Origin of the sequence: Halalkalibaculum roseum (assembly GCF_011059145.1) — a bacterium.
GTDB classification, from domain to species: domain Bacteria; phylum Bacteroidota; class Rhodothermia; order Balneolales; family Balneolaceae; genus Halalkalibaculum; species Halalkalibaculum roseum.
Map to the genome: position 1 here is coordinate 595,535 of NZ_JAALLT010000001.1, position 26,543 is coordinate 622,077.

A 26,543-nucleotide genomic window follows, 5' to 3' on the forward strand; every position below is an offset into this window, starting at 1 on the left:
TTCTTATATAATTTTTTAACACAACGTAACTTTATATCAGAGGAAGTTTTTTAGTATCCTTACCTAAAACCTTTGTCATAAGCAGGAACCTTCTATTACCCTACACATCAATAATTTGTGAATCGATATTTCTCAACCCTTTTATTACTGTTCACTGTTTTCGTCGCTTATCTCTCGTTTACTCGTGCAGAACCGGAGGCGAAGGTTGCCGAGCCCGAACCGGAAGAGTGGGAGATGGATGATGCACTGGCGAGCTATCTGGAAGAATTTGAAAAAGATTTCGAAGAAGGACTCAAGAACAAACGTATCCCCGGCGCGGCACTGGCCATTGTAAAGGATGGACGGGTGATACTGCAAAAAGGTTATGGTTTAAGGGAGAGCGGAACCTCCAAAAAAGTGGATGAACATACCGTATTCAGACTGGGAAGTGTATCCAAAGGCTTCGCCTCGGTCCTGACGGGCGTGATGGTGGAAGAGGGAGAAGTAGATTGGGATGATTCGGTATCCGATTATTTGTCAGAATTCAGGATGAATGACCCGGCGCAGACCGATCGGGTTCAGATCAGGCACCTGTTGTCACATACCTCCGGGCTGCCCCGTCATACCTATACCAATCTGGTGGAGGACGGACTTCCCCTGGATCGCATCATCCCGCGTTTGGAAGAAGTTCCCCTGATCTCGAAAGAAGGCGAGCAGCTTGCCTACCAGAATGCGGCTTACTCCACGATAGAGAAAGTGCTGGAAGCACAAACCGGAACGGACTTTAAGTCACTTTTAAAAGAAGAGCTGTGGAAACCCTTGGCAATGGGAAATGCCTCTGCAAGTTATGACAGCATACGGCATTCCGGGAATACGGCTCTGCCTCATGTATATCATTCCCGAAGACGGGGGCGGGTGCCCATCTCCATTTCGGAAAAATACTATAATGCCGTTTCCTCGGGCGGCGTCAATGCTTCTGCCTCGGATATGGGGAAATGGCTGCTGTTGTTAACCGGGCACCATCCTGAGGTTATTTCCGAACAGACTCTTGAAGAAATTTATGAACCTTTGGTTACCATCCATAACCGGCGCTTCAGCCGGCATTGGAAGGGCGTACCGGAATCACATTATGGCATGGGGTGGCGTGTGCTGGACAATCACGGGCAAAAGGTTGTGTACCACGGGGGATATGTAAACGGCTACCGCAGCGAAATCGCATTCGCCCCGGAGGATGAGATTGGCATATGTATACTCATAAATACTTCCTCCAGCTACCCGTTAACTGTCATACCGGACTTCTTTAATCACTTCAGATCAGACTCTTCCGTAGCTATTTCAGAGTGAGAAATTACGTTCTGGCGTTTTTTTGGAACACGGAAGAACACAGGTTAGGTGTAGGTACGATTGTAAGCGTTCAGTTGGTTACTGCATTTTATACTTTTGCAGCCATGTAACCTCAAAATAGCTAATCCCTACTTTCCAGTAGATAAATAAAAATACAGCCAGTATACCCGCAAAAGTGGCTCCGAGTCCATACTCACCTTGGATAAAAAAGTTGCCTGCTAGCAGCATGGGAGCAATGATAAAACTAATAACGACAATGATGTTGATTACTTTTAGGGCTTTGTCTCCTGAATTCATAACTCAATGAGATTTAATCGAACTTGACGCTTGTTAATCTGCACTTAGCTATCTGACGGTCATTGGGCGTACAAATTAGTATTCATTCCACTTCCAGATTACAATTTGTTGTCATTAAAATCAAAACGGGCAGACTCCGACCAGGCACGTCCGTTAAAGCGTGGTTTAGGCCGCTGCGCATTAATTGCCGACCTGCAAGGCTATGTAGACACCGACCGGGTCCCGAATGACGGTGTGTCCGGCACCTGCTAACTCCCCAACGATCTCACCGCCGCCCTCGCGAACTTGCCTAAGACTCTCCGCGAAGTCGTCGACGGGCAGACTGAGTAACCAGACGGAAGGGATACCCTCATTTTCTTTATTGGTAGGAATGATTTCCGCCGCGGCGACACCATCAAGTCTCAGCATTTCGCGCCTACCGTCAATGGTAGCAGAGGCTGCCGACCACCCGACAACTTGTTCGTAGAATTCGCACATTGAAGAAACGTCCGAGACCACTAGTGAGAGCCAAGAGATGCAGCCAACTCTTTCGGAATGACTAGTATCACTAGATTCATCGACAACGACAGGGATTATGCCGAATGCAGCACCGGCGGGATCAACGAGAACTGCCCATTGACTTTGTCCGTCATCGCCTTTGGCGTGAATCAGCTCCCGGCCTCCGAGTTTGAGTGTACGCTCTGCGCTGGCGGCAACATCGGAAACCTGGAAGTGCGGCATCCATTGCAATGGCAGGGCTTCGTACTCAGGGGAACGTGCCCCTAAACCGATGACCGGCGTACCTTCGTTGTTGGTCAGATCGTCTCGCCAGAGCGGCGACGATCCCGTCGTAAGAACCTTCGAATAGAAATCGAGTTCCCGCTCATGATGCGGTACTGCAATATCTGCGCTTAGAACTCCGCCGACACCGTGGAAATATGGATTTCGCATGATTACCTCATATAATTAGTTGCACAAGCAGTGAAATGGGACCGCATTGATATCCAAAACCCAGTCGGCCTAACGAACCACCGCATAACCGGCAGACGCCAAATCCTTAAAAAATAAAATTGTTAGCCGAAGTTAAATAAATATTCTATGTTAATTAAGGATAATCACATGATAATATTCATTATAAAAGGGGTTTGTGGGGTGGTCAATGAGTTCTGCTCTTCATTCAAAACAAAGAAGTTCCCGGGATAGCCTTTTTATTAAAAAGTTAAACAAAGTAGTAGAAGAATATATTACTGAAGGAGATCTTTCGGTAGAAAATATCAGCAGAGAATTGGGGATAAGCACATCTACTTTTTACCGAAAAGTAAAATCAATCACGGGATACTCTCCGGTTGAATATATCAGAAACCTACAGCTTCAAAAAGCAGTAGATCTGCTTTCGAAGAACTATGGAAATGTTTCGGAAGTAGCCTACGAGTCGGGCTTTAACAATCTTTCTTATTTTTCTAAATGCTTTAGAGAGAAGTTTGGTGTAAATCCCGCAAGATATTCCAAATTACGCATTTCAAGAAGTGATTCCTTCGGTTACCACACCAGCTTTATAGGGCGCGAAGAAGAGCTGTTGGAAATTAAAACACTAATTACTAAAAACCGATTAGTGAGCCTGATTGGCCCTGCCGGAACAGGGAAAACGCGACTGGGAACCGTGACTATGAAAGATCTCGGAGATACATTTAGAGACGGATCTTTTGCTGTTTATTTGACATCCATTAATGATCCGGAACTGGTACCCTCAGTCATCCAACAATCCTTGCGTATACCTCTCCATCCCAATAAAAGTGTGATGAAGACTCTGGTAGATTATCTGGCAAGCAAAGAACTTCTATTATTAATTGACAATTTTGAGCATGTCATTGAGGCGAGATCTGTTATCGAAGAGCTTTTGGCGAAGTGCAATCACTTGAGAATAATTCTTACAAGCCGGACTACTTTAAAATTAAAACAAGAAATTCAGTATCTATTGCAACCGTTGTCTACTCCTGCACCGGTTAAGGAAGTAAATCTTGAGAATCTTGACCGGATTAAATCGTATCCCGCCATTCATCTTTTTATAGATCGCGCCAAAAATTATAATAGCGAATTTGATCTGACCAAAGGTAATATTTCAACAATAATAGATATCTGCTATAAACTAGACGGTTTGCCCCTCGCTCTGGAGCTGGCCGCTACACAACTAAGGCTAATTGCTCCAAAAGATCTGCTTAATAGACTGGATTACGGTTTATCTATACTTAAATCCGGGCAACTGGAACGATCTAAACGGCATGACAGTCTGCTGAATGCGATTGAGTGGAGCTACGATCTGTTGAGTAATGAGGAACAAATTTATTTTCAACGCCTCAGCCTTATACCGGATAGTTTTGGCCTACATATAGCGGAATCATTATGGGTAAAGGATATAGGGACGAATTTTATAGTGCATATCCAATCACTTATTGATAATAATTTAATACAGTCATTTGAAGAGGATGGAGAAATACGTTTTAAAATACTTGAAACACTAAAATTATTTGGCCGAAAGAAATTGCGGGAAAGCGAAAAAGAGCATCAGATAGTAAAAGTACTGGCTGAATACTATGTCAAACTAGCCCGCAAAGCTGAAGTTAGATTAAACGGCCCCGAGCAAAACGAGTGGATAAACCACCTCAACAGAGAGCGGGATAATTTCAGGGGGATAATGGCCTATCTGCTAGAACACCGAGAGGTGAGGTTTGGTCTTCAACTTGCTAACGCTCTTTGGCGCTACTGGAATATGCAGAATATGATTAAAGAGGGGATAAGTTGGCTCCAAAAAGTTATTCGACTTGCTGACAGGCTAAAGAGTCATGAACTGACCTCGGAACTTTATGAACTGAAAGGCAATGCCCTGAGTGTACTCGGTATAACCCAGGTAATCCACTCTGAAAATATTGAGGAGGGAGCAGCTTGTTTATTACAGAGTTGAATCGTGTTTCGAAAGCTGGGTCTTGAAGAAAATTTAGCCCTCAACTTAAATCATTATAGCTGGGCATTGATCGCTGCCTGGCTTGATTATGAAAAGGGGACGGCCGTAAGTAAGGAGGCCTTGGAGCTTAATAAAAAATTAAACAATAAAAGAGGAGTTTCCGTATCTCTCTGCAATCATGCTGTAGCAGATTACTGGCGGGGAGACCTCAGGAGTTCAAAAAGAAGATACGAGGAAGCATTGAAGCTCAGACAGGAGTGCGGTGATCAACGAGGTGTATCATATCTTTCTATTCGTCTTGCCAGAGTTGAATTCAGTCTTGGAAACTATGATAGATCTTTGGACTTATTGGATCTGGCAATCGAGATATTACAGGAAATAAATGATATTCAGCTAATAAGCTTACACTACACTTTCAAAGGGCTAATTTGCTACTATTTAGATGATTCGGGTAAGGCACATGAATTTTTAAATATTGCCTATAAAGGATGGTCAGATATAGGACGAAAATGGGGGATGAGCCTTTCCAGTGAATTATTAGGTCTCGTCTTAATATCGATGGATAAATCTGATGAATCCAGAAAATATATCAACCATGCAGAGGAGCTTAGAAATAGTATGACAGGCTGCAGACAATATAATTCATTGACCGATTACTGCAATGCCGAATGGGAATTGTATTCGGGCAATATAGAGGCAGCTAAAATACTTCACTCAAAGTCGCTGGAGACAAGGGTAGAACTTAATTTGAAAACGGTAATATGTGAATCGCTTGAAGCTATAGCCGCTCTGTTTTTTATTCAAGAAGACTACCGAAAATCCATACTGTTTCTTTCCGGTGCTTGCTTTCTCCGAGATGAAATCGAAGCACCTCTTCCACCCAGATTCTATAAAAAGTATAAAAGCATTAGATTGAGCTGTAAAAAACGACTTGAGGCTGGGGAATTTCAAAGAATATGGGATGAAGCCAAGGCGATGGAATTGGGTCAATTTTCTAATCTTATTTGAATAAATACAGATCATTGGAGGACCGGACTGGCTGGTGGTATCTGACATCAGGTCCTAAATTTGAATGATTTGTGTTAATATTTGCATAGTATTTGTTAGAACGAGTCCTTCTTTTGTATTTAGTTAAGATTGTAAGAAAATTCGTTGGCTTTTATCCTATTAAGACATATAACCATTTTATCATGCTATCAATAATTGTGATAAGCTTTTGTGTTCTTAGTAAAGACTAGATCTAAAGTTGTCACATAAAGATTTTGCGCTATAAAATCGAAGCAGCTAACAGTCGGCTTTCGATTCATGATAAAAAATAATATGAACATTAGCCCTTAAAAATTATGCCTGAAATAGCAGCTTTAAGTGATTTAAGAAAAAATATACGCGGTGATATTATTGGACGTAATGATCAGGGATATGATAAAGCCCGCAGGGTTTATAATGGTATGATTGATAAGAAACCGGAAGCGATAGTCTATTGTGAAAATACAACCGACGTTATAAACGTTGTCCGATTTGCCCATGAGCATGAACTATTGACCGCAGTTCGTGGAGGAGGTCACAATGCAGGAGGGCTCGGTGTTTGTGATGACGGATTGGTAATCGATCTCTCAAGGATAAATTTTACTCATATCGATCCTGTAAAAAAAACTCTTACTGTTGGTGGCGGCGCAACTTGGGGTGATGTAGATCGTGCCACCCATGCCTATGGACTTGCGGTACCTAACGGTATCTTTTCGACTACAGGGGTCGGAGGGCTTACGCTTGGTGGAGGACTGGGTAATCTGACTCGGACCTACGGTTTGACCATTGACAATCTACTTGAGGTCAATATTGTATTAGCGGATACCAGTACTGTTACTGCAAATAAGGATAGGAATCCCGACCTTTTCTGGGCAATAAGAGGGGGAGGAGGTAATTTTGGAATAGCGACATCCTTTAAGTTCAGGCTGCATGAAGTGTCAACCGTTTATGCCGGACCCATGTTATGGGAAATGGAAGAGGCAGATGAAGTAATGCAATGGTACCGGGAGTTTATTACTAGTGCTGATTACTCCATCAATGGTTATTTTGCCTTTCTCATCGTGCCTTCGGTGGCACCTTTTCCTGATCATCTGCAGGGTAAAAATATGTGTGGTATCGTTTGGTGTTATGCTGGTGATTTGGATAAAGCAGAACGGGTTTTCAGGCCCATCCGTAAGGTAGGAAATGTAGCGCTCGATTTAGTCGGTCCCATGCCTTTACCTGATTTGCAGAGCATGTTCGATGACCTGTATCCTCCCGGGCTCGATTGGTATTGGAAAGCGGGTTACCTTAAAGAATGGAGTGATGAGTCGATTTCAAAAAATATAAAATACGGGTCCACTATACCCACACCTCTTTCTGGAATGCATCTTTATCCGGTTAACGGTGCTGCCCACGGTGTTGACAAAGATGAAACGGCATGGAGCCACCGTGATGCCCATTGGGTGGAAAATATTGTTGGGGTGGATGCAAATCCTTCCAATCGCAAAAAAATTATAACTTGGGCACAAAAATACTGGGAAGAGGCGGTCCATCCCTATTCTACAGGCGGTGCTTATATAAATTTCCTAATGAGGGATGAGGGGAACAAGAGAATAAAGGCTGCCTATAGAGAAAATTATAACCGTCTAGTCAATATTAAGACTAAATACGATCCCAATAATTTCTTCAGTGTCAATCAAAATATAAAGCCCAAGGAATAATAGTTCTTTACTGAGTGCTATTGACACAAATTAAAATTTATTTTAGATGTTCATATAGGAATACGACTTCTTATCCAATTGAATTACTACCTGAAATGCTTACTATTTATAAGAACTTGCCTGGATAGGAAGATTTTGAAGACTGTCTAAGCCTACTTAATACCCCGATCTATCCTAATATGGTATACCAACTTTCCCTTCAGAAATGAATGATTTGTGTTAATCTTTGAGTCATGAGTGTTAGAATATCGAGCATTTGACCTCTTAATTATAGATAGCAACAGTGATAAGATGTTGCACAAATTTGATACAAAATTTAAGGGGGAAATTATGAACAACAGATCAGCTTCCACTATTTATGGTTTTGTTTTTATTGCACTGGCTTCACTGCTGGTATTTATAGGATGTAATGATGGTGATAATCCGGTGAACCCATGCCCGGATCCAAATAATATAGATTGCTTAGAAAAAGATGGAAGGCTGTATGGTCTGTGGGTGACACCCACTTGCGATGCAAAACAGGATACTATATTGGTTTCGCGTCCAGCCAACTTGAGAACGAAAACTAACGCTTGTGGTACTTGTAATAACGGTAATGAGCTGGCCTTTGACAATGAGTGGATTTGGGATCAGTTGGAAGAAAATTCCAAGATTAAATTGACAAGTGAGATCGCCAGGCAGTGTGGTATAGTGATTGAGAATCCTCAGGTCTCGGAAACAGAGGTTGACTATAGCATCAGTGCGAACGGGGATACCCTCTTCTGGGGCATCAACCGAGAAATTTATGTCAAAACGAATTAATAGGAATAAAATTCTTTGTCCAATATCATAGAAATTCTACATCAATACATCATATGACAATATGGTGAAAAACATGAAAACCTATAGTCATAAGCATAAGCAATGTATAAGCTTGATACTTAGTAGTTGTGATTTCTGAGTAATGATTAAACCGGTATCTCATGAAGAATTAGCAACTGTTGTCCTAAAGTAAAGATGTGCAATGGCTTGTTTTGTATCTGACATCCATAGTGAAGGAAGTATGAAAGATGAAGATGAATCTCGTGGATGACTCGTAATAAACCTTTATTGCTGGATGAAGACCAATATTCCCCGCCCTCACTGTGTTGGAATATCTGGGTACACAGTGGGGCAGAATAACAACACGGATATTTAGTACTTCCAGTACTTGACCTGGTTTCTATATGACTAATCTTTGTTCTTTCCCCTTAGGTTAGAACAAATGAAAGGGAGCCTCTGTGGCGGAGGTTCCCTTTATCAAACATCTTCTTTAACAGTTACTGACCTGATATCATGGATTTGTACTGTAGTGGTATAGGGATGCGAATATCATTTCTTTATGAAGATCTATTTTTTATATGGATGATTTTATCATTTGCATATAAGTCGATATGAATAATGAATTTATATTGATAAAAAGATAGGTCACAAACTGTTATGAAAGTTTGTGACCTATCTTAGGTACATGGATTGTTAGTCCCAATCTTTGTTCCAAAAAAAGAAAACCCTTGCAAGCCAATGACTTACAAGGGTTAATGTGCCCAAGAAAGGACTCGAACCTTCACGAGCCGAAGCTCACATGCTCCTGAAGCATGCGCGTCTACCAATTCCGCCACTTGGGCGAGTTAATTGATGAATTGTTGAGGGATTGAGTTGGTAAATAACCTTAAAAACAATTCACCAATTAACTCGGCTGCTAAATATATGGGTTTGAAGAACTAATTTGAAACAACAATTTTGAGAAAAAATGCGTGTTGGCTCAAAGAGTATCCCAGGTAAAATTTCTTTCATAAAAAAAGCCCGCCGTTGCCGGAGGGCTTCTTCATAAATGACGTACAAAATTACTTGTAGTCGAGGCTGCGTACGTTTGTAGCACTCAGTCCCTTGGGTGTTTCTTCAACTTCAAATTCAACAGCTTCGTCGTCTTCCAGTCCCTGGTTTTGTCCCAGTCCTTCAACGTTGTTACGGTGTACGAAAATATCCTTGCCACCCTCGTCAGGTGCGATAAATCCAAATCCTTTTTGTGTGTCGAAAAATTTTATTTTGCCTTGCTTCATAATGGTAATGGTATTGTGTTAGTGCACCTAAAGGTGGTATCTCAGGAAAGGTTTGGGTTAACGCGACTTTCTTAAAAAATATACGTGATAGGTGGGTAATTAAATGTAATGCGATAAGGTACGGTTAATATCGTGGAATACCTATTAATTATTTGAAACGGGTTTATCAGGTTTAATAGCTGTTTGTAAGGATATCTATTTAAAATACGGCATATCTTTTGTATAGTCCCTGTACGATTTTCATCAAATATATCTGCTAAAGCGGGAAATTTAGAAAGCAGCAACCGACCATGTCGAAGAACACTTTCACCGGTAGGGAAATCATAGGATTTCTGACCGGACTCCTGTTATTTATAGTGTTAATGGTTCTTCCTGCACCGGAGGGACTGTCTGAAGCCGCCTGGCGTACGGCGGCTGTGGCCCTGATGATGGGGACCTGGTGGATTACAGAAGCTATTCCTATAGCTGCTACAGCGCTGGTACCAGTGGTTTTATTTCCGTTTCTAGGCATTTCCAATATCGACAGTACCCTCGAGCCCTATGCGCATCCGCTGATTTTCCTGTTCATGGGTGGGTTTATCATTGCCATTGCCATGGAGAAGTGGGAGCTACACCGGCGCATCGCCCTTAATATCGTTAGTTTTGTCGGTACCCGTCCGCATGCGATCGTCCTGGGTTTTATCCTTGCCTCGGCCTTTCTCAGTATGTGGGTCAGCAATACCGCAACCGCATTGATGATGCTACCCATTGCCCTGTCGGTTATCCGGCTGGTTGACCGGCAGCAAGAGGACTCGGGCTTGCAGTTCCGTCACTTTGGTTTATGTTTGCTGCTTGGGGTGGCCTATGGATGCAATGTCGGCGGAATGGGTACGCTGATCGGTACCCCGCCCAACGCCTTGCTGGCCGGTTTTATGGCAGACAATTACGGCATCGAAATTTCCTTTGCCCGGTGGTTGCTCTTCGGACTGCCCCTGGTAGTTATTTGCATCCCTATCGTATACCTTGTGCTGACCCGCCTGGTCTATCCTTTGCAGATGGAGCAACTTCCCGGCGGCAGCCAGCTGTTTGAGGAAGCCCTGCAGGCTCTTGGTAGTATTTCAAAACCTGAGAAAAAAATTGCGCTGGTATTTACCCTTACCGCATTGCTCTGGATTACTCGTCCCTTATTTGAAGAACTGCTCCCCGGGGTTTCCGATACAGGCATTGCCATGGCCGCGGCCCTGAGTTTTTTCCTGATTCCGGTTAAATCGGAAGAGACAAAATGCATCCTCGAGTGGAATGATGTGGAAGGTTTGCCCTGGGGGGTGTTGATTCTTTTCGGAGGCGGATTGAGCCTGGCATCGGCCATCAACAATACCGGTCTGGCTGAATGGATAGGGCTGAGCCTGCAAGGATTAGCAAGCTGGCCGGTTTTAGTGCTGCTCTTCCTGCTGGTGGCAATGATTATTTTCCTGACAGAGATGACCAGTAATACGGCAACAGCCGCTGCCTTTTTGCCAATCATGGGTTCCGTGGCAGTGGGCATCGGATTGGATCCGATGCTCTTCGCACTTCCGGTTGCTTTGGCTGCCAGCTCCGCATTCATGCTGCCGGTGGCCACTCCGCCAAACGCTATCATTTATGGAAGTAATCGTATTACTATACCCGAGATGGCCAAGGCCGGTTTATGGCTGAACCTAATTTTTATCGTACTGTTGAGCCTAACGGCTTACACCGTAGGCCCTTACATTTTCGCGATGTAGCTTTTATTGTTTAGTATATAGTAGGTAAGCGTGCCTGTTATCGGGCATTTTGAAAAATGGCTTCCATCATCTTCTTGTAAGGTTCTGTGAGACTCACACCCCTGCGTGCCATCATGGCTTCCATGGTTTCAAAGGCTTTGTCGAGGCGATATTTTTGAATGACATTTGATCCCACCCAGCTGAAGGAGTGGATGAACTTGGGAGGGAAATCACCCGAGAAGATATTGCAGTTTACACCGCAAACGGTCCCGGTATTCAGCTGTGTATTGATGGCAGTCTTGGAGTGATCTCCCATCACCGTACCGAAAAATTGTTCTCCTGTTTCTATCTCCTGCTCTGTTTTCCAATCGGTAATGCGTATGGTGCTGTAGTTGTTTTTCAGGTTGGAGGTATTGGTATCGGCACCGAGATTGCACCACTGTCCGAATACAGAGTTTCCGACGAAGCCTTCGTGTCCTTTGTTGGAATAGGAGTGAAAGATGGCGTTGTTCACTTCTCCACCCACTTTGCAGACCGGTCCGATAGTAGTGTCTCCGTAAATTTTTGCACCGGCATTCACGGTGGCCTTCGAACAGATTGCGGTCGGACCATAGATGATCGATCCTGCTTTGATGTGGGCGCCTTCCCCGATATATACCGGTCCATTTTCGGCATTGATGATCGTACCTGCTTCCAGGGTGGCTCCTGTTGCGATGTAAATATTTTCCTCTTCAACCAGTATGGCATGGGAGGAAATATTCAGTTTGCTCCCGCGACCGGGTTTTGCCCGCTGAATATCAGCTTTGATTTCCGATCCGTTGATCTTAAAGAGATCCCACAGGTGTTCAATGGCTTTGAAATCAGCTGACTCCAGCACGAACAGGGAGTTGAAATCTGGCTTGCCTTGCTCCAGCCATTGCCGGGAAGAAGAACCGTCGGCGCGGGCGGCAATTACGGTCCCCTCGGACTGAAGGCAATTCCCGGCACCCAGTTCTTCCACCTCCTTGAGCAGCGAAGAGGAGGGCAGGTAGCGGGCATTGATCCAGAGGCAGGAATCGTTTTCATTGATAGAACCCTCTTCGAATACCTCTTTGAGTTCCTTTCTGAGGATGCGAGCCGTATTTTTCGCCTGCAAAGCCTTTTGCCATTTTTCGGCTATAGTGAATATGCCGACCCGCAAATCATCCACCGGACGGGTAAGGGTGAGCGGGTGAAAATTGGAGAAATGTTTGTCCTCAAAAAAGCAGATTTGCATAGATGCGGGCTGTAAATATTGGTAAATTCTAAGTTTTAATCCTCACTAGAGTATCATAAATTTCGTCACTGTCAAACAGAGAGATTTTTTTGATAATAATCAACCTTAATTTGCGGAAATAGATTTATGTGCGGAATAGTAGGCTATATAGGAGATAAGCAGGCCAGTGATATCATCATTAAGGGTCTGCAGCGGCTTGAGTATCGCGGATATGATTCAGCCGGCCTTGCTCTATTTAACGGCAAGCTCGAAATAAAGAAAGGCAAGGGAAAGGTTGATAACCTGCGTAAATTACTTAAGAAAGAACCGGTAAAAGGATCAGTAGGCATCGGACATACCCGCTGGGCTACCCACGGTGCTCCGAACGATATCAATTCCCACCCGCATACCAGTGAATCGGGTAAAATTGCACTGGTCCACAACGGTATTATTGAAAATTACACCTCCCTGAAGAAAGAGCTGAAAAACAAGGGTCGTACCTTCCACACGGATACCGATACCGAGGTGATCGCCCAGCTGATTGAGGAGATTTACCAGGATGGTCAGAATGTGAGCTTCCAGAAAGCAGTGCGTCTGGCCCTTAAGCAAATTGTGGGTACCTACGGTCTCGCCATTGTTCATAGTGAAACGCCTGACCGTATCATCATAGCACGGAAAGGATCACCGCTGTTGCTGGGCCTTGGTGATGGCGAAATGTTTATTGCTTCTGACGCTTCCCCAATCATCGAACATACCAAAAAGGTGGTTTACCTGGATGACGGTGAAATTGCCATTGTTACCAAAGACGGATATGAAGTAAAGACTATTGACGATGTCAGCCTCACCAAAGAGGTTCATGAACTGGCCATGAGTGTAGAGGAGATAGAAAAAAGCGGATACCCGCACTTCATGCTGAAGGAAATTTTTGAACAGCCCAACTCTATAGCTGATTGCCTGCGCGGAAGACTGGACGTGAAGAATCACAGTATTCAGCTTGGTGGATTGGTTGATGTGATGGATAAGCTGATCGGCGCCAAAAGACTGATCATTGCCGCCTGCGGAACCAGCTGGCACGCCGGACTCGTAGGGGAATACCTTTTCGAGCACCTATCCAAGATTCCGGTAGAGGTGGAGTATGCCTCCGAATTTCGTTACCGTGAGCCACTGATCAATGAGGATGATGTGATGCTTGTGATTTCCCAGAGTGGTGAGACTGCCGATACCCTGGCAGCTGTTCGAGAGGCAAAGCAGCGTGGAGCAACTGTACTGGGCATTTGTAATGTGGTTGGTTCTACGATTGCCCGAGAGACCGACGCGGGGGTTTATACACACGCGGGTCCCGAAATCGGGGTAGCTTCGACCAAGGCCTTTACCGCCCAGGTTTCCGTACTCGCGATGATGGCTATTATGATTGGTCAGAAGAAGAATACCATTGATCCCGAGTATGCCGAACGCTTGATAGAAGAGCTTGATCGCATTCCCGGTAAAGTGAAGCAGATTGTAGAACAGAGCGACAGCATCAAGAGAATGGCTGAGCTCTTTACCTATGCTCCGAACTTTCTCTACCTGGGACGAACCTACAACTTCCCGGTGGCACTTGAAGGCGCACTGAAGCTCAAAGAAATTTCCTACATCCACGCGGAAGGCTATCCTGCCGCGGAGATGAAGCATGGTCCGATCGCCCTGATCGATGCCATGATGCCCGTGGTGGTCATTGCTGCAACTGATCACACCAACGATAAAATGATCAGCAACATCGAAGAGGTGAAAGCCCGTAAGGGACGTATTATCTCTATTACCGGCAAAGAGAACGAGGAGGTCATTGACCTTTCAGAGTTCAGCTGCCCGATTCCCGAGACTGAAGATTGTCTTTCACCGCTGCTTACGGTGATACCCTTGCAGCTGCTCTCCTACTATATTGCAGTGAATCGCGGGTGCAATGTTGACCAGCCTCGTAACCTGGCCAAAAGTGTTACGGTAGAATAAAGGGTCATATGTTAGGGTATATAGGCAGGTTGTCAACATTATGAACATTTCCTGTTGAAAAACCTGTGGATAACTCAGGTTTTAATTTCATTTCTTATCTAATTTGTAACAAATTCCCGCTTTGTTACTCATATAAATAGCTTAAAGACAACAAGACGGCTTGTCTTATCCACAAAAATAATGTGGAAAACTTGATATTTAATGACGGAATCATTAGATATGGAAAGCTCTCAAATAAAATAGTTGATCATAAATCGCGGGAACAATGAAGAACTGGAAATCTCTCATATTTAAAATAACATTGCTTGTGTTGGTGGGCATTGTAGTTTTGACCGGCTAAGATTGCTAATCTCTTTCTGCCGGTAATACATTTCTTAGGGTACTGCTGCTTGCTATTAATATTTATCTGTGATTAATATTAGGAAGCTTTAAACAAGCTGATACTTTTTGAACTATAGCTGCCAAAGAGGTAGTTTCAGATAAATTTAGATTAAACATCATCAGATTGACGAATAATAAGATTACGGACCTGGATTATTTAAGGGATATTTCAACCGGTGACAACCAGATGGTCATAGAAATGATTGAAGTTTTTCTGGAGGGGTACCGGGAAGCACTGTCCGATATGCGTGAACTCAACCAGGAGGGAAACTGGGAGGAATTGCGCGCCCGCGCTCACAAGTTTAAGCCCAATCTTGCCTACATGGGTATTTCCAAAGGCACCGAAAAGATCCTGCAGCTTGAGGAGCAGGCAAAAAATAATGAGCCTCCGGTCGATATCGGATCTACTATTTCAGAGCTCAGTTCTATTTGCGAGGAGGCTTCCGGCGAGCTACAGCAGGAGCTGAAAAATTTGAATGTAACGTAACCTGTTTCCTTCCTTTCCGTAAGCTTGGGTTGAATACATATGAACCTAGCTTACTATTATGATCTATACGATTCTCATCAACAGCGTTGCTGTCTATCTCACGGCCAAGCTTCTGGATGGCGTCAAGGTGGGCGGTTTTGGCAGTTCTATTATCGTGGCTATTCTGCTGGCCCTGGTTAATACGTTTATTAAACCTGTTATTGTTTTTCTTACCCTACCGGTTACTATCCTCACCCTGGGATTGTTTATCCTTGTCATCAACGCTTTTATGATTATGATTGTGGATAGCGTGCTTGAGGATTTTAAGGTGGAGAGTTTTGGCTGGGCTCTGATTTTCGCTATCGTATTGTCGATTTTGAATGCGGTTCTTTTCTGGTTGTTCTAGTCGGCATGTGGTGATTTCCGAGAAGCAGGGTTTTACGTATTAGCTCAATTCGGTTCGCCTTTCACGGAGCGTGCCCAACCTTCGAAGAGATTAAGCTTTTAATGGTAAGGGAGGCTCAGGTTTCCTTTCTTGTATTCTTTAACCCCGGAATAAATTCCGGGGCTACCTTCATGATGCCCCGATGGGGCATCTGAAATTGGTTACGATCGTAAGTCATTTAAACAATGTGATGTTTTTCTGAGAATTATTTGTATAGATTCAGGGAAAATGCCCTGATAAGTTGACCACAACACAATTGAAATTACTTTAAGAGGTATTCCTCAAGCTGTGGTGTAGATATATAGCAGCATGCTATTGGTTCCTGTAAGTTTATATATGATGGATAATAATAAAGGCACCCGTTACTAGCCCCAGACTTGAGCCTGGGTTGAAGGATTTATAAACAAATGCCTCAAGATTCTTCTTAAATAAGGTTATAGATTTACTCATAGGGTCAGCAAGGATTGTAATCAACGACCAACATTCGGTGGGGTAATTGCCATTGTTTGGGACGGAGGCTCAGGTTTTTTTCTGTATACCTTAACCCCGGAATGAATTCCGAGGCTATTTTAATAATGCCCCGATGGGGCATAGGATGTGATTTCCTAGTTAGCAAGAGATTGTAATTATCAGCAAATAACATAAGCTAAACTCTCCTTAGGCAAACTTAGCTATTCTTCCTGTTTTAGGGATTGATGTGAGCTTTTGTACGATATATGGCAGCCGATATTAGCCCCAGGCTTTAGCCTGGGGTTGAAAGAGATCCCCCCAACGATAAAGCCCCGAGGCTTGATTTAGTTAAGGATATTGATTGGACCGTAGGGGCAGCACCAATTGTAATCAGCGCTAAACCCTCGGTAGGGCAAATGCTTTTTTATAAGGCTGGGTTCAGGTTTTCTTATTTGTATTCGTATACCCCAGAAAAAATCTGGGTCGAGATTCATAATGCCCCGATGGGGCATGTGTTATTTTTCGTGTGGATTATTCGTAGGAATAAATTAAATGACATTCCTGACACGAGAATAGAAAATCACAAGAAGAAATAACAACAATTACCCAATCAGGCTACATTCTCAATCAGGGATTCGGGCGCCTCATTGTTATTGATCTCCAGGGTAAACAATTTGGCAGGAGGGAGATTTAAAAAAACCACCTTCTTATTACTCTGGTATTTCTCTACTACGGCTTCCTCAAAATTGCATTTGAACTTGCGGAAGCTGACATATTTGAAATAACAGATGTAGGCTTTCGGGCTGCAGAGCTCCAGCTTCTTCTTCCAGATCTTCTGGATCACATCTTCGGGCATTGCTTCGTAAGGCAGACTCGAAAAAATGTAGTCGTACGAACGCCCGTTATTGAAACGGATAATATCTTCGTGATGGATTGAAATGTTTGAGCTGTGATACTTGCTCTTCACGACTTCGAAAAAGTGATCGTTAATCTCAACGACATCCAGGTGGTCTTTCGGACGGATATGCTTTGAAATCTCTTTTGTGAGCGGGCCGGTACCGGGTCCGATCTCCAGGATGTTGAGAGGGGGGCATCCCTGGCACAAGAGTTCCTTTTTAAGCTGCTTTACCAGATCCTTTGCTAAGAACTTTGAACTGGGTGCTATGGCCCCAACCTGCTTAAGGTCCTTGATAAAGTGTAAAAGATGTTCCAACAAGACTCCTGTTTGTTACTAACTACAGCACGAATGTAATAAAGCAAATACAATTTGGCTAATTTTGAATGAACTATCTCCCAGACCCTTCCATTTTAGAGGTTGATTAACTTATAAAGGCCCTATTCCGATATCGCTTAATGATTTTTTACATAAAAATATCGGGGTATCTGCTTGACAGAGACTAAAGTAAACCTCACTTTAGCATATAATTTTATAACCAATCAATACGACATACATGATGAATTCAACACCCGGGATTAAAGTATTTCTGAGCGTTGTACTAGCCCTCACTTTATTAGGAGGCTGTGCATCATCTCAGAAAGCAACTAAAAAATCCTCTGACAAGTCGCAGCAAGCTGCGAAGCCGGGGGACAAAGAAGAAATGAAGGCTTACAGCGAAGTTATCACCGACAAGGCTGAAACCGACGAGGGTCTTTTTGACGTCCATAAAATTGAAGACAAATATTACTACGAAATTGCCGACTCTCTTCTAGGCCGAGAAATGCTTGTAATTTCTCGTATTGCCAAAACCGCCGATAATATGGGTTACGGTGGTGAAAAGAATAATACACAAACCGTTCGATGGCAGCGTAGAGGAGACAAAGTGCTGCTGAGGCATGTGTCTTATTCAAACGTAGCTGACAGCACGGAGCCGGTGTATCAGGCTGTTCAAAATTCAAATTTTGAGCCTATCATTAAAACGTTTTCTATAGAAACTCTCGGTAAGGATTCTTCGGGTGTCGTAATTGAAGCGACTTCACTTTACAATACTGACGTGCCTTCTTTTGGCCTCAGTGATCGCCGACGTACAGCATATAGAGTTCGTCGGCTCGACTCAGATAGGACTTTTATCGAACATATACACAGTTATCCACTCAATATTGAAGCACGCAGCATACTAACTTACGAGGCACAAGAACCTCCTTCCAATTCACAGACCAATACCATCTCTATGGAGATGAATCACAGCATGGTGCTGTTGCCGAAGGAGCAAATGCGTCCGCGATCCTATGACCAGCGGGTCGGATTCTTCAGCGTGCGTCAAACTTACTACGGTGACGACGTCCAAAAAGCGAAGGATTTACGGTATATAACCCGTTATGAACTGGTTCCAAAAGACAAGGAAGCGTACATGCGTGGAGAGCTGGTTGAACCGGTGAACCCCATTGTTTATTGGATTGATCCCGCAACACCTGAAAAGTGGCGCCCTTATCTGAAGCAGGGTGTTGTTGACTGGCAAAAAGCTTTTGAGGAGGCCGGTTTTAAGAATGCCATTATTGCCAAGGATCCTCCTTCCAAAGAGGAGAACCCCGAGTGGAGTCCGGAAGATGTTCGGTATTCTGTAATTCGTTATTTTGCATCAGACATTCAGAATGCATACGGACCTCATGTTCACGATCCGAGAACCGGTCAGATTCTGGAAAGCGATATCGGCTGGTATCATAACGTGATGAACCTGCTGCGCAATTGGTTCTTCGTTCAAACTGCGGCCGTTAACCCGGAAGCCAGGGGCGTAGAGTTTGATGATGAAGTGATGGGTCAGCTGATTCGATTTGTATCTGCCCATGAGGTTGGTCACACACTGGGATTCCCGCATAATATGGGTTCCAGTTACGCCTACCCGGTTGACTCCCTGCGATCACCGACCTTCACAAGCACGCACGGAACTGCCCCGTCTATCATGGACTATGCCCGTTTTAATTACGTGGCTCAGCCCGGCGACGGAGTTACACAGTTCTACCCGCAAGTCGGCGAGTATGACAAGTGGGCCGCCAAATGGGGTTACAGCTGGTTCCCTGAAGATATGTCTAAGGAAGAGATCGAGCAGACCCTGCATGAATGGACGCTTGAAAGAGCTGATGATCCCGCATACTTCTTCGGTACCGGTGGTGATGATCCCCGTGTGCAAACCGAAGACCTGACCAACGACGCCATGCGGGCCAGTGAACTCGGTGTTGCCAACCTGCAGCGTATCACCAACAATATGATGGAGTGGATAGCCCGTGACGGAGCCAACTATGATGAGCTGGAAGAGCTATACGGACAGGTTGTGGCCCAATGGGGTCGCTATACCGGTCATGTATATAATAACATAGGAGGTGTTTATCGCAACGATAAGACCTATGATCAGGAAGGTCCGGTATACGAATTTGTCCCCGAAGAGAGACAGCGCAGAGCTATGTACTGGCTGGCAGACTACGGGTGGAATTCACCGACCTGGATGCTGAACTACGAGGTTCTTGATCGCATCAATGAAAGTTCTGTGGTTGATGATATCCGAAGCCGACAGACGAGCCTGCTGAACAATGTAGCTTCTCCTCAAATGATGGGAAGACTCATTGAATGGTCAGAGCGTACGGATGGCGATACCTATACTCCGTTTGAACTAATGGATGACCTGCGGGTTGCCATCTGGAAAGAGCTGGATGACAACAGGCCGACTATCGATGTATTTCGCCGGAACCTGCAGAGAGGCTATATCGAGCGCATGGAATATCTCATGACCGAAGAGCCGACCATCCCTGAGCAGTGGAGACAGTTTTTTAGTCTGAATGTGGATGTTAGTCAGTCGGATATCCGTCCGATTGTCCGGGAACAGCTTGAACTGTTACTGGATGATGTGGAAGGTGCCATCAGAAATTCGGGTGACCGGGCAACACGTACGCACCTCGAGGATGTAACCCACCGCATTGATGCAGTACTGAATCCTGAGGACTAGGTTCTTTAACTGAACTTCAATAAATCTTATTTCCAAAGCCCCGGCATCTGTCGGGGCTTTTTTTATGGATAGAGATTTTTGATGTTATACCACTTAGATACACTAAGTACTTCTCAGTGTCTCTCAGTGGTACAACCAACAAGGCACACTCAGGCTTACCTAAAAACTTTTTACATCTGCCTGTTGATAAAAGCGGTGCCATTCAATAACCTGTCAACAGTTTAAAACCTTCACCTCTTTTAATTAACTCTATCAACAGTATTATGACGTTTAAAGGGATAACAAAAGCAGCATTTTGGCAACTGGTATGCATACTGGTACTTGGTCTGGGAATATTTTCGGAAGGAAATGCCCAGCAACTCGACATGGAAAAATTCAAGGATATGGAACCCAGGAGTATCGGTCCTGCGGGTATGAGCGGACGTATCACCGCCATTGATGTCGTGGAATCCAATCCTGATATCATTTATGCCGGTTCTGCATCCGGCGGTTTATGGAAATCAACCAGCGGTGGGGTGGACTGGGAGCCGATCTTTGACGAGCAGAAGGCTGCTTCCATAGGTGCTGTAGATATCCACCAGAAAAACCCAAGCATTATCTGGGTCGGTACCGGTGAGGGTAACCCGAGAAACAGTCAGAGCCAGGGTGCCGGCATTTTCAAAAGCATTGATGGGGGAAGAACCTGGGAGTATATGGGACTTGAAAAAACAAGGAGTATCCATCGGGTCATCATCCATCCTGATAATCCCGATGTGGTTTATGCCGGTGTTCAGGGCAACGCCTGGGCGGATACCGAAGAACGAGGTGTCTACAAGACAACCGACGGTGGAGAGACCTGGGAGAAGATACTTTATAACAATACCCGCACCGGTATTGGCGACTTGGTCATGGACCCTTCAAATCCAAACAAACTGATAGCCGCGATGTGGGAATTTCGTCGCTGGCCGTGGTTTTTTGAATCCGGTGGAGAAGGATCTGGACTCTATATGACACTCGATGGGGGTGAAACCTGGGAAGAGCTGACTTCAGAAGATGGCCTTCCGGAAGGAGAGCTGGGAAGAATGGGGGTAGCCATAGCTCCCAGCAATCCGGAAATCGTCTATGCCATTATTGAATCCGAGGAAAATGCGATCTATCGCAGTACCGATGGGGGCTATACCTGGGAAGAACGGCAGGAGTTTGAAGACGACCGTGCTGTAGGCAATCGTCCCTTTTACTATGCTGAAATTTATGTGGATCCGTTCAATGAGAACCGTGTATTCAGTCTGTACACTTACATGTCAGAAAGCATTGACGGGGCCAAATCTTTTGAAAGTCTCTATCCCTATTACAACTGGGTGCATCCCGACCATCATGCATTCTGGCTCAGTGAGAAGAGCAAGGGTTTTATGATTGACGGGAATGACGGGGGATTGAACATAACCTATGACGGTGGTGACAACTGGCGGTTCATTCCCAATATTCCAGTCGGACAGTTTTATCATGTGAATGTGGATATGGAAATTCCCTATCACGTCTATGGGGGCATGCAGGACAACGGTTCCTGGCAAGGGCCTGCCTATGTATGGCGTAGCGGCGGCATCCGAAATGCTTATTGGGAAGAGCTCTATTTCGGTGACGGGTTTGATGTAATAATAGATCAAAGCAATCCACGCTATGCCTATGCAATGTCTCAGCAGGGTAATATTGGGAGGGTAGACCGGCAGACCGGAAGCGCTCGATTTGTGAAGCCGACACATCCCGAAGGAGAGCAGCTGCGCTTCAACTGGAACTCAGCCGTAAACTTTGATCCTTTCGATGACGAGACGATCTATTTCGGGAGTCAATATGTGCACAAAAGCACCGACCGCGGGGAATCCTGGGAGATCATATCGCCGGATTTGACTACCGACGATCCCGAAAAACAGCGGCAACATGAGAGCGGTGGTCTGACGATGGACGCCACCGGCGCCGAGAACTTTACTACTATACTTGCCATTGAACCGAGTCCACTGGAGCAGGGTTTACTTTGGGTCGGCACCGATGACGGCAAGATCCATATCACACGCGACGGCGGTGAAAACTGGACCGATCTAACCGGCAATCTCAAAGGTGTGCCGGAAGGTAGCTGGGTAGGACAGGTGAAAGCCTCGAATTTCAATCCCGGTGAGGCAGTAGCTGTGATCAACAATTACCGGCGAGGCGATTGGGGAGTCTATGTAATGAGAACAACCAACTATGGTAAAAGCTGGACCAATATTGCCAAAGACAAAGGCATGGAAGGATATGCGCTCTCCTATGTTCAAGATCCCGAAGAGGAAAATCTTGAATTTGTAGGCACCGAGCTAGGCCTCTATGTGAGTATAGACAAAGGAGATACCTGGACGAAGTGGACCAACGGTTATCCAACGGTTTCCACCTACGATATGGTGATTCATCCACGCGAGCACGACCTGGTGATCGGAACCTTCGGACGATCGTTCTGGGTGCTCGATGATATTCGTCCCCTGCGTGACCTTGCCGCTAACGGTGCGGATGAACTGGACAAAGCCGTCAAAGCTTTCGCTACCCCGGATGCCTACCTGGCAGAAATGCGGCAGGCGGCCGGAACCAGGTTCTCTGCGGATGGCATGTTTTCCGGTGAGAACCGTCCGGATGGTGCACGATTGACCTATTCGGTGAATAGCGAGGTACTGGCCGGCACAGAAGAAGGCAGTGATGGAGAAGATGAATCAATGGAGAAGGAGAAAGAGAAGGTAACTATTGAAATCTTCGATGCATCAGGCAATAAGATCAGGACACTGGAAGAAACACCTGATCAAGACGGAATCAACCGTACGACCTGGGGCCTGGAACGCAAGGGTGTTGAGAATCCCAGCCGTGAACTGCGACGCGAGAGGGATTCAGAACCCGGAGGAAGAACGGTGCTTCCCGGTAATTACAAAGTGAAGTTCACCTATGGGGATTTCTCAGATTCAACGATGGTAACCGTCAAGACCGATCCAAGAATAGAAATGCCGATGTCAGCACTGCGAGCTACGGCTGATTTGCGTTCGGAAGTGGATACGCTCCGTGCAAGGCTGGCTAAGTCTACAACCTCGCTGGCTGAAGCCCTGGAGATTGTGGAATTCAACGAACAGTTGGTTGAAAATGACAGTCGAGGTGAAGAGGAACTGCAGTCCTTCAAAGAAGCCAATGAGGAAATTAAAAAACAGATTACGGCTCTTCAGGACAGTGTATTCGGTGAAGAAGATGACCGGCAGGGCATCACTGACAATCCCAATATTACCGTGATGAACCGGTTGTATGCTCCCCTGCGATACCTGGGCGAGGATTACAACGGACCCGGAGAAACGGAACGTAACCTACTGCGACTGGCCAGAGAAGCGGTCAATGAAGCGATTGGAAATATCAACAGTTTCTTTGATACCGAGTGGCCTGCATACCGACGGACTATGGAAGAGGCCGACTTGACACCCTTCAAGGAGTTTGAACCGGTAGAAATGGAGTAGAATTAGTAATAGTCGTGAGTCTTGAGTGGAATATTTAGTAGAAAGTATAAAGTAGAGGTCGATTAATTTTATCGAGCCACTTCTTACTTCTTACTCATTTCTCATTTCTCATGACTCATGACTCACGACTCAATACCACAACCTCAACTTTTCAATTTTTCGTGGCTGTATGTATATTGAAAGTAAGTAATAAATCAACATCACGTCATGGAACCTATCGTTGAATTTTTTAGTGATCTGCCGACTGTTTTTCGGGCAGGTATCTTGATTGGCGGGATCTTTATTTTTTGGGTGATAGAGGGTGTTTTCCCCTTATTTGAATTTCAGTATAGGAAGGTACAGCATGCTCTAAAGAATTTTGTCCTCACCGGATTTTTCGTGCTGATCGGGCTGGGTTTTGCTGGGATCCTGCTGTGGTCTTCCGAGTATGTAACGGAAGTAGGTTTTGGTGTCTTGCAGTGGATCAGCATGCCCTTATGGCTGCAGGCAGTAGTTGGGGTTATGCTTCTTGATTTTTTTGGAGCGTACCTCATTCACTGGATTGAACACAAGGTTCGCATACTTTGGAAGTTTCACCTGGTGCATCACAGCGATACCACCGTTGATGTCACTACGGGATTGCGTCACCACCCGGGTGAAGCGGTCTTCAGGATGCTCTTTACCATATTGGGTGTCATCATGGTAGGTGCCCCCATCTGGATCGTGTTTCTGTACCAGAGTATCTCCGCCCTCTTTGCCCATATCACCCATGCCAACATCGAGATGCCCAGAAAAATAGATCGGGCCCTATCTTATGTTTTCATTACACCGCTAATGCACAAGGTGCATCATCACTACACCCAGCCGCTTACCGACACCAATTACGGAAACATCTTCGCCATTTGGGACCGGATCTTCGGCACCTTTGCCCAGGTAGATGATATCAAGGAACTGACTTATGGCATTGATACCCATATGGACCCCGAAGAGAATGATCGACTGGGCAATCTATTGAAAATACCTTTCCAGGAGTACCGCCCCCCGAAGGGCGCGAAGTTTGATGATTATGATTTGGAGAAGTGAGAAGGGAAGAGTAGAAAGAAAATAGAATTCAGAACTCAGGAGTCAGAATTCAGAATGACTTAGCTCCGAGGTGGTTGTACCACCGAAGAATGGGCATTTGGTTAATATTTCAATTATAACTCCGTTATCGTCGGAAGTAAAACTCCCTCAAAACCAATAGTGTGATAGGGAGACAATTGAAGAAGCATATCCAGATTCCAACCTCTAACTTCCATCTTCTGACTCCTGAGTTCTGAATTCTTCACACCCATCACTCCTTACTCATTACTCATTACTCCTCACCTTCTCCCAAACCACACTCAGTAAAAATCCGACCGAAACAACCACTCCGGTACCCAGGGGATTGAGCCAGAGATATTCAATGGTTTTCTCAAATCCTTCCGGAATATTGCTCCAGGGCATGACGAACTGGTAGACACCGGTTTCCGGATTGTCATACAGGCGATCGAAAATAAAGACGGAGCTCATGCCGCAGATCAGTCCGGTGAGAGCACCAAAACCGTTGGCCTTTTTTACCCAGAGCAGCAGGATGAATATGCCAAGAATGGAACCGTAAAAATAGCTGCCCACCTTGTTGACCAGTTCTATAATGGATCGTGTCTCTCCCAGGGCCAGTGCGGCAAGTGTTGCCAGCAAACCCCAGAACAGGGTTACGGCGCGGGATGATTTCAGGTACCAGGCTTCACTGCGTTCATTTTTATTAAGTCTTCGGTACCAATCCACAATAAATACCGTAGAAAGGGCATTGAGCTCACTGTCTATACTCGAGAGCGCCGCCGCAAAGATACCGGCAATGATGAGACCAATGATACCTATAGGGATCTCATTGACTATGAAATAGGGGAAGATATAATTGGTATCGTTGATACTCGATTGGGTGATGCGCTCCTGCCGTTCTTGTTCCTTATCACGTATTTCATTGAGGTAATTGTCGGCTTCAACAAAAGCCTGGGCGTTGTTCTGGTTCTTACTTTCCAGCAAATCCCTGGCAGCTTCTTTGCGCTTAAGATAGGCGGCCTGGTATTCCTGTTCCAGCACTTCACCGGCTACAATCTCTGAATTTTGCACGGTATCGGGTTCCACCGATCGAAAGGTAAGCGGGGCCGGTCCAAAAATATAAAAGACGTACAACATAACTCCCAGCAGCAGGATAAAGAACTGCATGGGTATTTTGGCATAGGCAGTAAGCAGCAGTGATTTACGGGCATCTTTTAGTGATACCGCTGTCAGGTAACGCTGCACTTGGCTTTGATCCGTCCCGAAATAGGAGAGCATTAAAAAGAGTGCTGCAATTACTCCGGTCCAGATATTGTATTTCTCGCTGATGTCAAAATTGAGATCCAGGGCTTCCAGCTTTCCGAGTGTTCCTGCCAGGTAAAAGGAATCGGAAATACTAACGTCGGGTGGCAGGCTTGTGATAATCCAGTAAAAGGAGAATATGAGACCGAACAGCATCACGGTCATCTGCTTGACATCGGTATGAATCACCCCGGAAATACCGCCTACCATGGTGTAGAATGTGGCCGTAATACCTATGATGAGTATCGTAGGAGCCAGTGGGAAATCCAGCAACAGGGCCAGTACATATGAAGGAGCTGCGATAATAATACCGAGGCCTAACCCTCGGGAAAACAGGAATAGCAGGCTGGTAAAGAGGCGGGTTTTGAGTCCAAAACGTTCTTCCAGTACCTCATAGGCGCTGAAATTTTGAAGCTTGTGGAAAAAAGGCACCAGCGTGACGCAGAGCAAAATCATGGCAAAAGGCACGGCCAGGTAGATCTGTACAAAGCGCATGTCTTCCACATAAGCCTGACCGGTCGTGCCGATAAAGGTGATGGCAGAAGCCTGGGTTGCCATAACCGATAGTCCCATTGCCCACCAGGGCATGGAACGGTTTGCCAGGAAAAAGCCCTCAATGTTACTCGACTCTTTACCGTGCCGGGTACCGTCCCATATGGTATAGGCCAGGAAGGCTATAAGAATTGCCCAGTCTATCCAATGCATATG

At 45.2% G+C, this 26,543-nt stretch carries 18 protein-coding genes and 1 tRNA gene; 12 read left to right on the plus strand and 7 right to left on the minus strand.

The features are described from left to right. Window positions 1–117 precede the first annotated feature (117 nt). Window positions 118–1,323, plus strand: coding sequence for a serine hydrolase (locus G3570_RS02425; protein ID WP_165138803.1), 1,206 nt, complete (start codon window positions 118–120; stop codon window positions 1,321–1,323). Between the two features lie 78 nt (window positions 1,324–1,401). Here the strand turns inward: G3570_RS02425 and G3570_RS02430 are convergent, their stop codons facing one another. Together G3570_RS02430 and G3570_RS02435 are read right to left on the minus strand one after the other, a co-directional pair. Further along, the gene (locus tag G3570_RS02430; protein ID WP_165138805.1) at window positions 1,402–1,620 is read right to left on the minus strand and encodes a hypothetical protein; all 219 of its coding nucleotides are present in this window, start codon (window positions 1,618–1,620) and stop codon (window positions 1,402–1,404) included. A gap of 180 nt (window positions 1,621–1,800) precedes the next feature. After that, window positions 1,801–2,550, minus strand: coding sequence for a VOC family protein (locus tag G3570_RS02435; RefSeq protein WP_165138807.1), 750 nt, complete (start codon window positions 2,548–2,550; stop codon window positions 1,801–1,803). A 208-nt stretch (window positions 2,551–2,758) separates the two neighbouring features. Here G3570_RS02435 and G3570_RS02440 point away from each other — a divergent pair, with 208 nt between their 5' ends. The 4 genes from G3570_RS02440 to G3570_RS02455 all read left to right on the plus strand — a co-directional run bounded on the left by G3570_RS02440 (window position 2,759) and on the right by G3570_RS02455 (window position 8,088). Continuing rightward, on the plus strand, window positions 2,759–4,558 hold the full coding sequence (locus G3570_RS02440) for a helix-turn-helix domain-containing protein (protein WP_165138809.1): 1,800 nt from the start codon (window positions 2,759–2,761) through the stop codon (window positions 4,556–4,558). Between the two features lie 3 nt (window positions 4,559–4,561). Next, entirely contained in the window at window positions 4,562–5,566 is a 1,005-nt protein-coding gene (locus G3570_RS02445; protein ID WP_165138811.1) for a tetratricopeptide repeat protein, read from the plus strand. Window positions 5,567–5,901: 335 nt separating this feature from the next. Further along, on the plus strand, window positions 5,902–7,287 hold the full coding sequence (locus G3570_RS02450; RefSeq protein WP_165138813.1) for an FAD-binding oxidoreductase: 1,386 nt from the start codon (window positions 5,902–5,904) through the stop codon (window positions 7,285–7,287). 330 nt (window positions 7,288–7,617) lie between these two features. Then, complete coding sequence (locus G3570_RS02455; protein WP_165138815.1) at window positions 7,618–8,088, plus strand: hypothetical protein; 471 nt, start codon at window positions 7,618–7,620, stop codon at window positions 8,086–8,088. A gap of 758 nt (window positions 8,089–8,846) precedes the next feature. Here the strand turns inward: G3570_RS02455 and G3570_RS02460 are convergent. Both G3570_RS02460 and G3570_RS02465 read right to left on the minus strand, forming a co-directional pair. After that, window positions 8,847–8,930, minus strand: a tRNA-Leu gene (locus G3570_RS02460). A 219-nt stretch (window positions 8,931–9,149) separates the two neighbouring features. Continuing rightward, a complete protein-coding gene (locus G3570_RS02465; RefSeq protein ID WP_165138817.1) occupies window positions 9,150–9,365 on the minus strand; it encodes a cold-shock protein in 216 nt (71 codons plus the stop codon). Between the two features lie 290 nt (window positions 9,366–9,655). On the opposite strand from G3570_RS02465, the gene G3570_RS02470 reads away from it, so the two are divergent. Next, entirely contained in the window at window positions 9,656–11,107 is a 1,452-nt protein-coding gene (locus G3570_RS02470) for an SLC13 family permease (RefSeq protein WP_165138819.1), read from the plus strand. 37 nt (window positions 11,108–11,144) lie between these two features. On the opposite strand, the gene G3570_RS02475 is transcribed toward G3570_RS02470, so the two are convergent. Continuing rightward, window positions 11,145–12,341: a putative sugar nucleotidyl transferase gene (locus tag G3570_RS02475; protein WP_165138821.1), complete on the minus strand. Its 1,197-nt coding sequence runs from the start codon at window positions 12,339–12,341 to the stop codon at window positions 11,145–11,147. Window positions 12,342–12,467: 126 nt separating this feature from the next. On the opposite strand from G3570_RS02475, the gene glmS reads away from it, so the two are divergent. From glmS to G3570_RS02490, 3 genes are all read left to right on the plus strand, one after another. Continuing rightward, window positions 12,468–14,306, plus strand: coding sequence for a glutamine--fructose-6-phosphate transaminase (isomerizing) (gene glmS / locus G3570_RS02480; protein ID WP_165138823.1), 1,839 nt, complete (start codon window positions 12,468–12,470; stop codon window positions 14,304–14,306). 505 nt (window positions 14,307–14,811) lie between these two features. Then, a complete protein-coding gene (locus G3570_RS02485) occupies window positions 14,812–15,174 on the plus strand; it encodes an Hpt domain-containing protein (protein ID WP_165138825.1) in 363 nt (120 codons plus the stop codon). A 58-nt stretch (window positions 15,175–15,232) separates the two neighbouring features. Beyond that, entirely contained in the window at window positions 15,233–15,559 is a 327-nt protein-coding gene (locus tag G3570_RS02490; protein WP_165138827.1) for a phage holin family protein, read from the plus strand. Window positions 15,560–16,658: 1,099 nt separating this feature from the next. Here G3570_RS02490 and G3570_RS02495 read toward each other — a convergent pair. Further along, window positions 16,659–17,261, minus strand: a complete 603-nt coding sequence (locus G3570_RS02495) for a class I SAM-dependent methyltransferase (protein WP_165138829.1) — start codon at window positions 17,259–17,261, stop codon at window positions 16,659–16,661. A 238-nt stretch (window positions 17,262–17,499) separates the two neighbouring features. Here G3570_RS02495 and G3570_RS02500 point away from each other — a divergent pair, with 238 nt between their 5' ends. The 3 genes from G3570_RS02500 (at window position 17,500) to G3570_RS02510 (ending at window position 24,536) form a co-directional block, all read left to right on the plus strand. Continuing rightward, window positions 17,500–19,983 (plus strand): zinc-dependent metalloprotease, encoded by a 2,484-nt coding sequence (locus tag G3570_RS02500; protein ID WP_249066606.1) that lies wholly within the window; start codon window positions 17,500–17,502, stop codon window positions 19,981–19,983. Window positions 19,984–20,246: 263 nt separating this feature from the next. After that, window positions 20,247–23,474, plus strand: coding sequence for a VPS10 domain-containing protein (locus tag G3570_RS02505; RefSeq protein ID WP_249066607.1), 3,228 nt, complete (start codon window positions 20,247–20,249; stop codon window positions 23,472–23,474). Window positions 23,475–23,681: 207 nt separating this feature from the next. Beyond that, window positions 23,682–24,536, plus strand: coding sequence for a sterol desaturase family protein (locus G3570_RS02510; RefSeq protein WP_165138831.1), 855 nt, complete (start codon window positions 23,682–23,684; stop codon window positions 24,534–24,536). 264 nt (window positions 24,537–24,800) lie between these two features. On the opposite strand, the gene G3570_RS02515 is transcribed toward G3570_RS02510, so the two are convergent. Beyond that, window positions 24,801–26,540 carry a sodium:solute symporter family protein gene (locus tag G3570_RS02515; RefSeq protein WP_165138833.1) on the minus strand — a complete coding sequence of 580 codons (1,740 nt, stop codon included), beginning with the start codon at window positions 26,538–26,540 and terminating at the stop codon, window positions 24,801–24,803. Window positions 26,541–26,543: the final 3 nt, after the last annotated feature.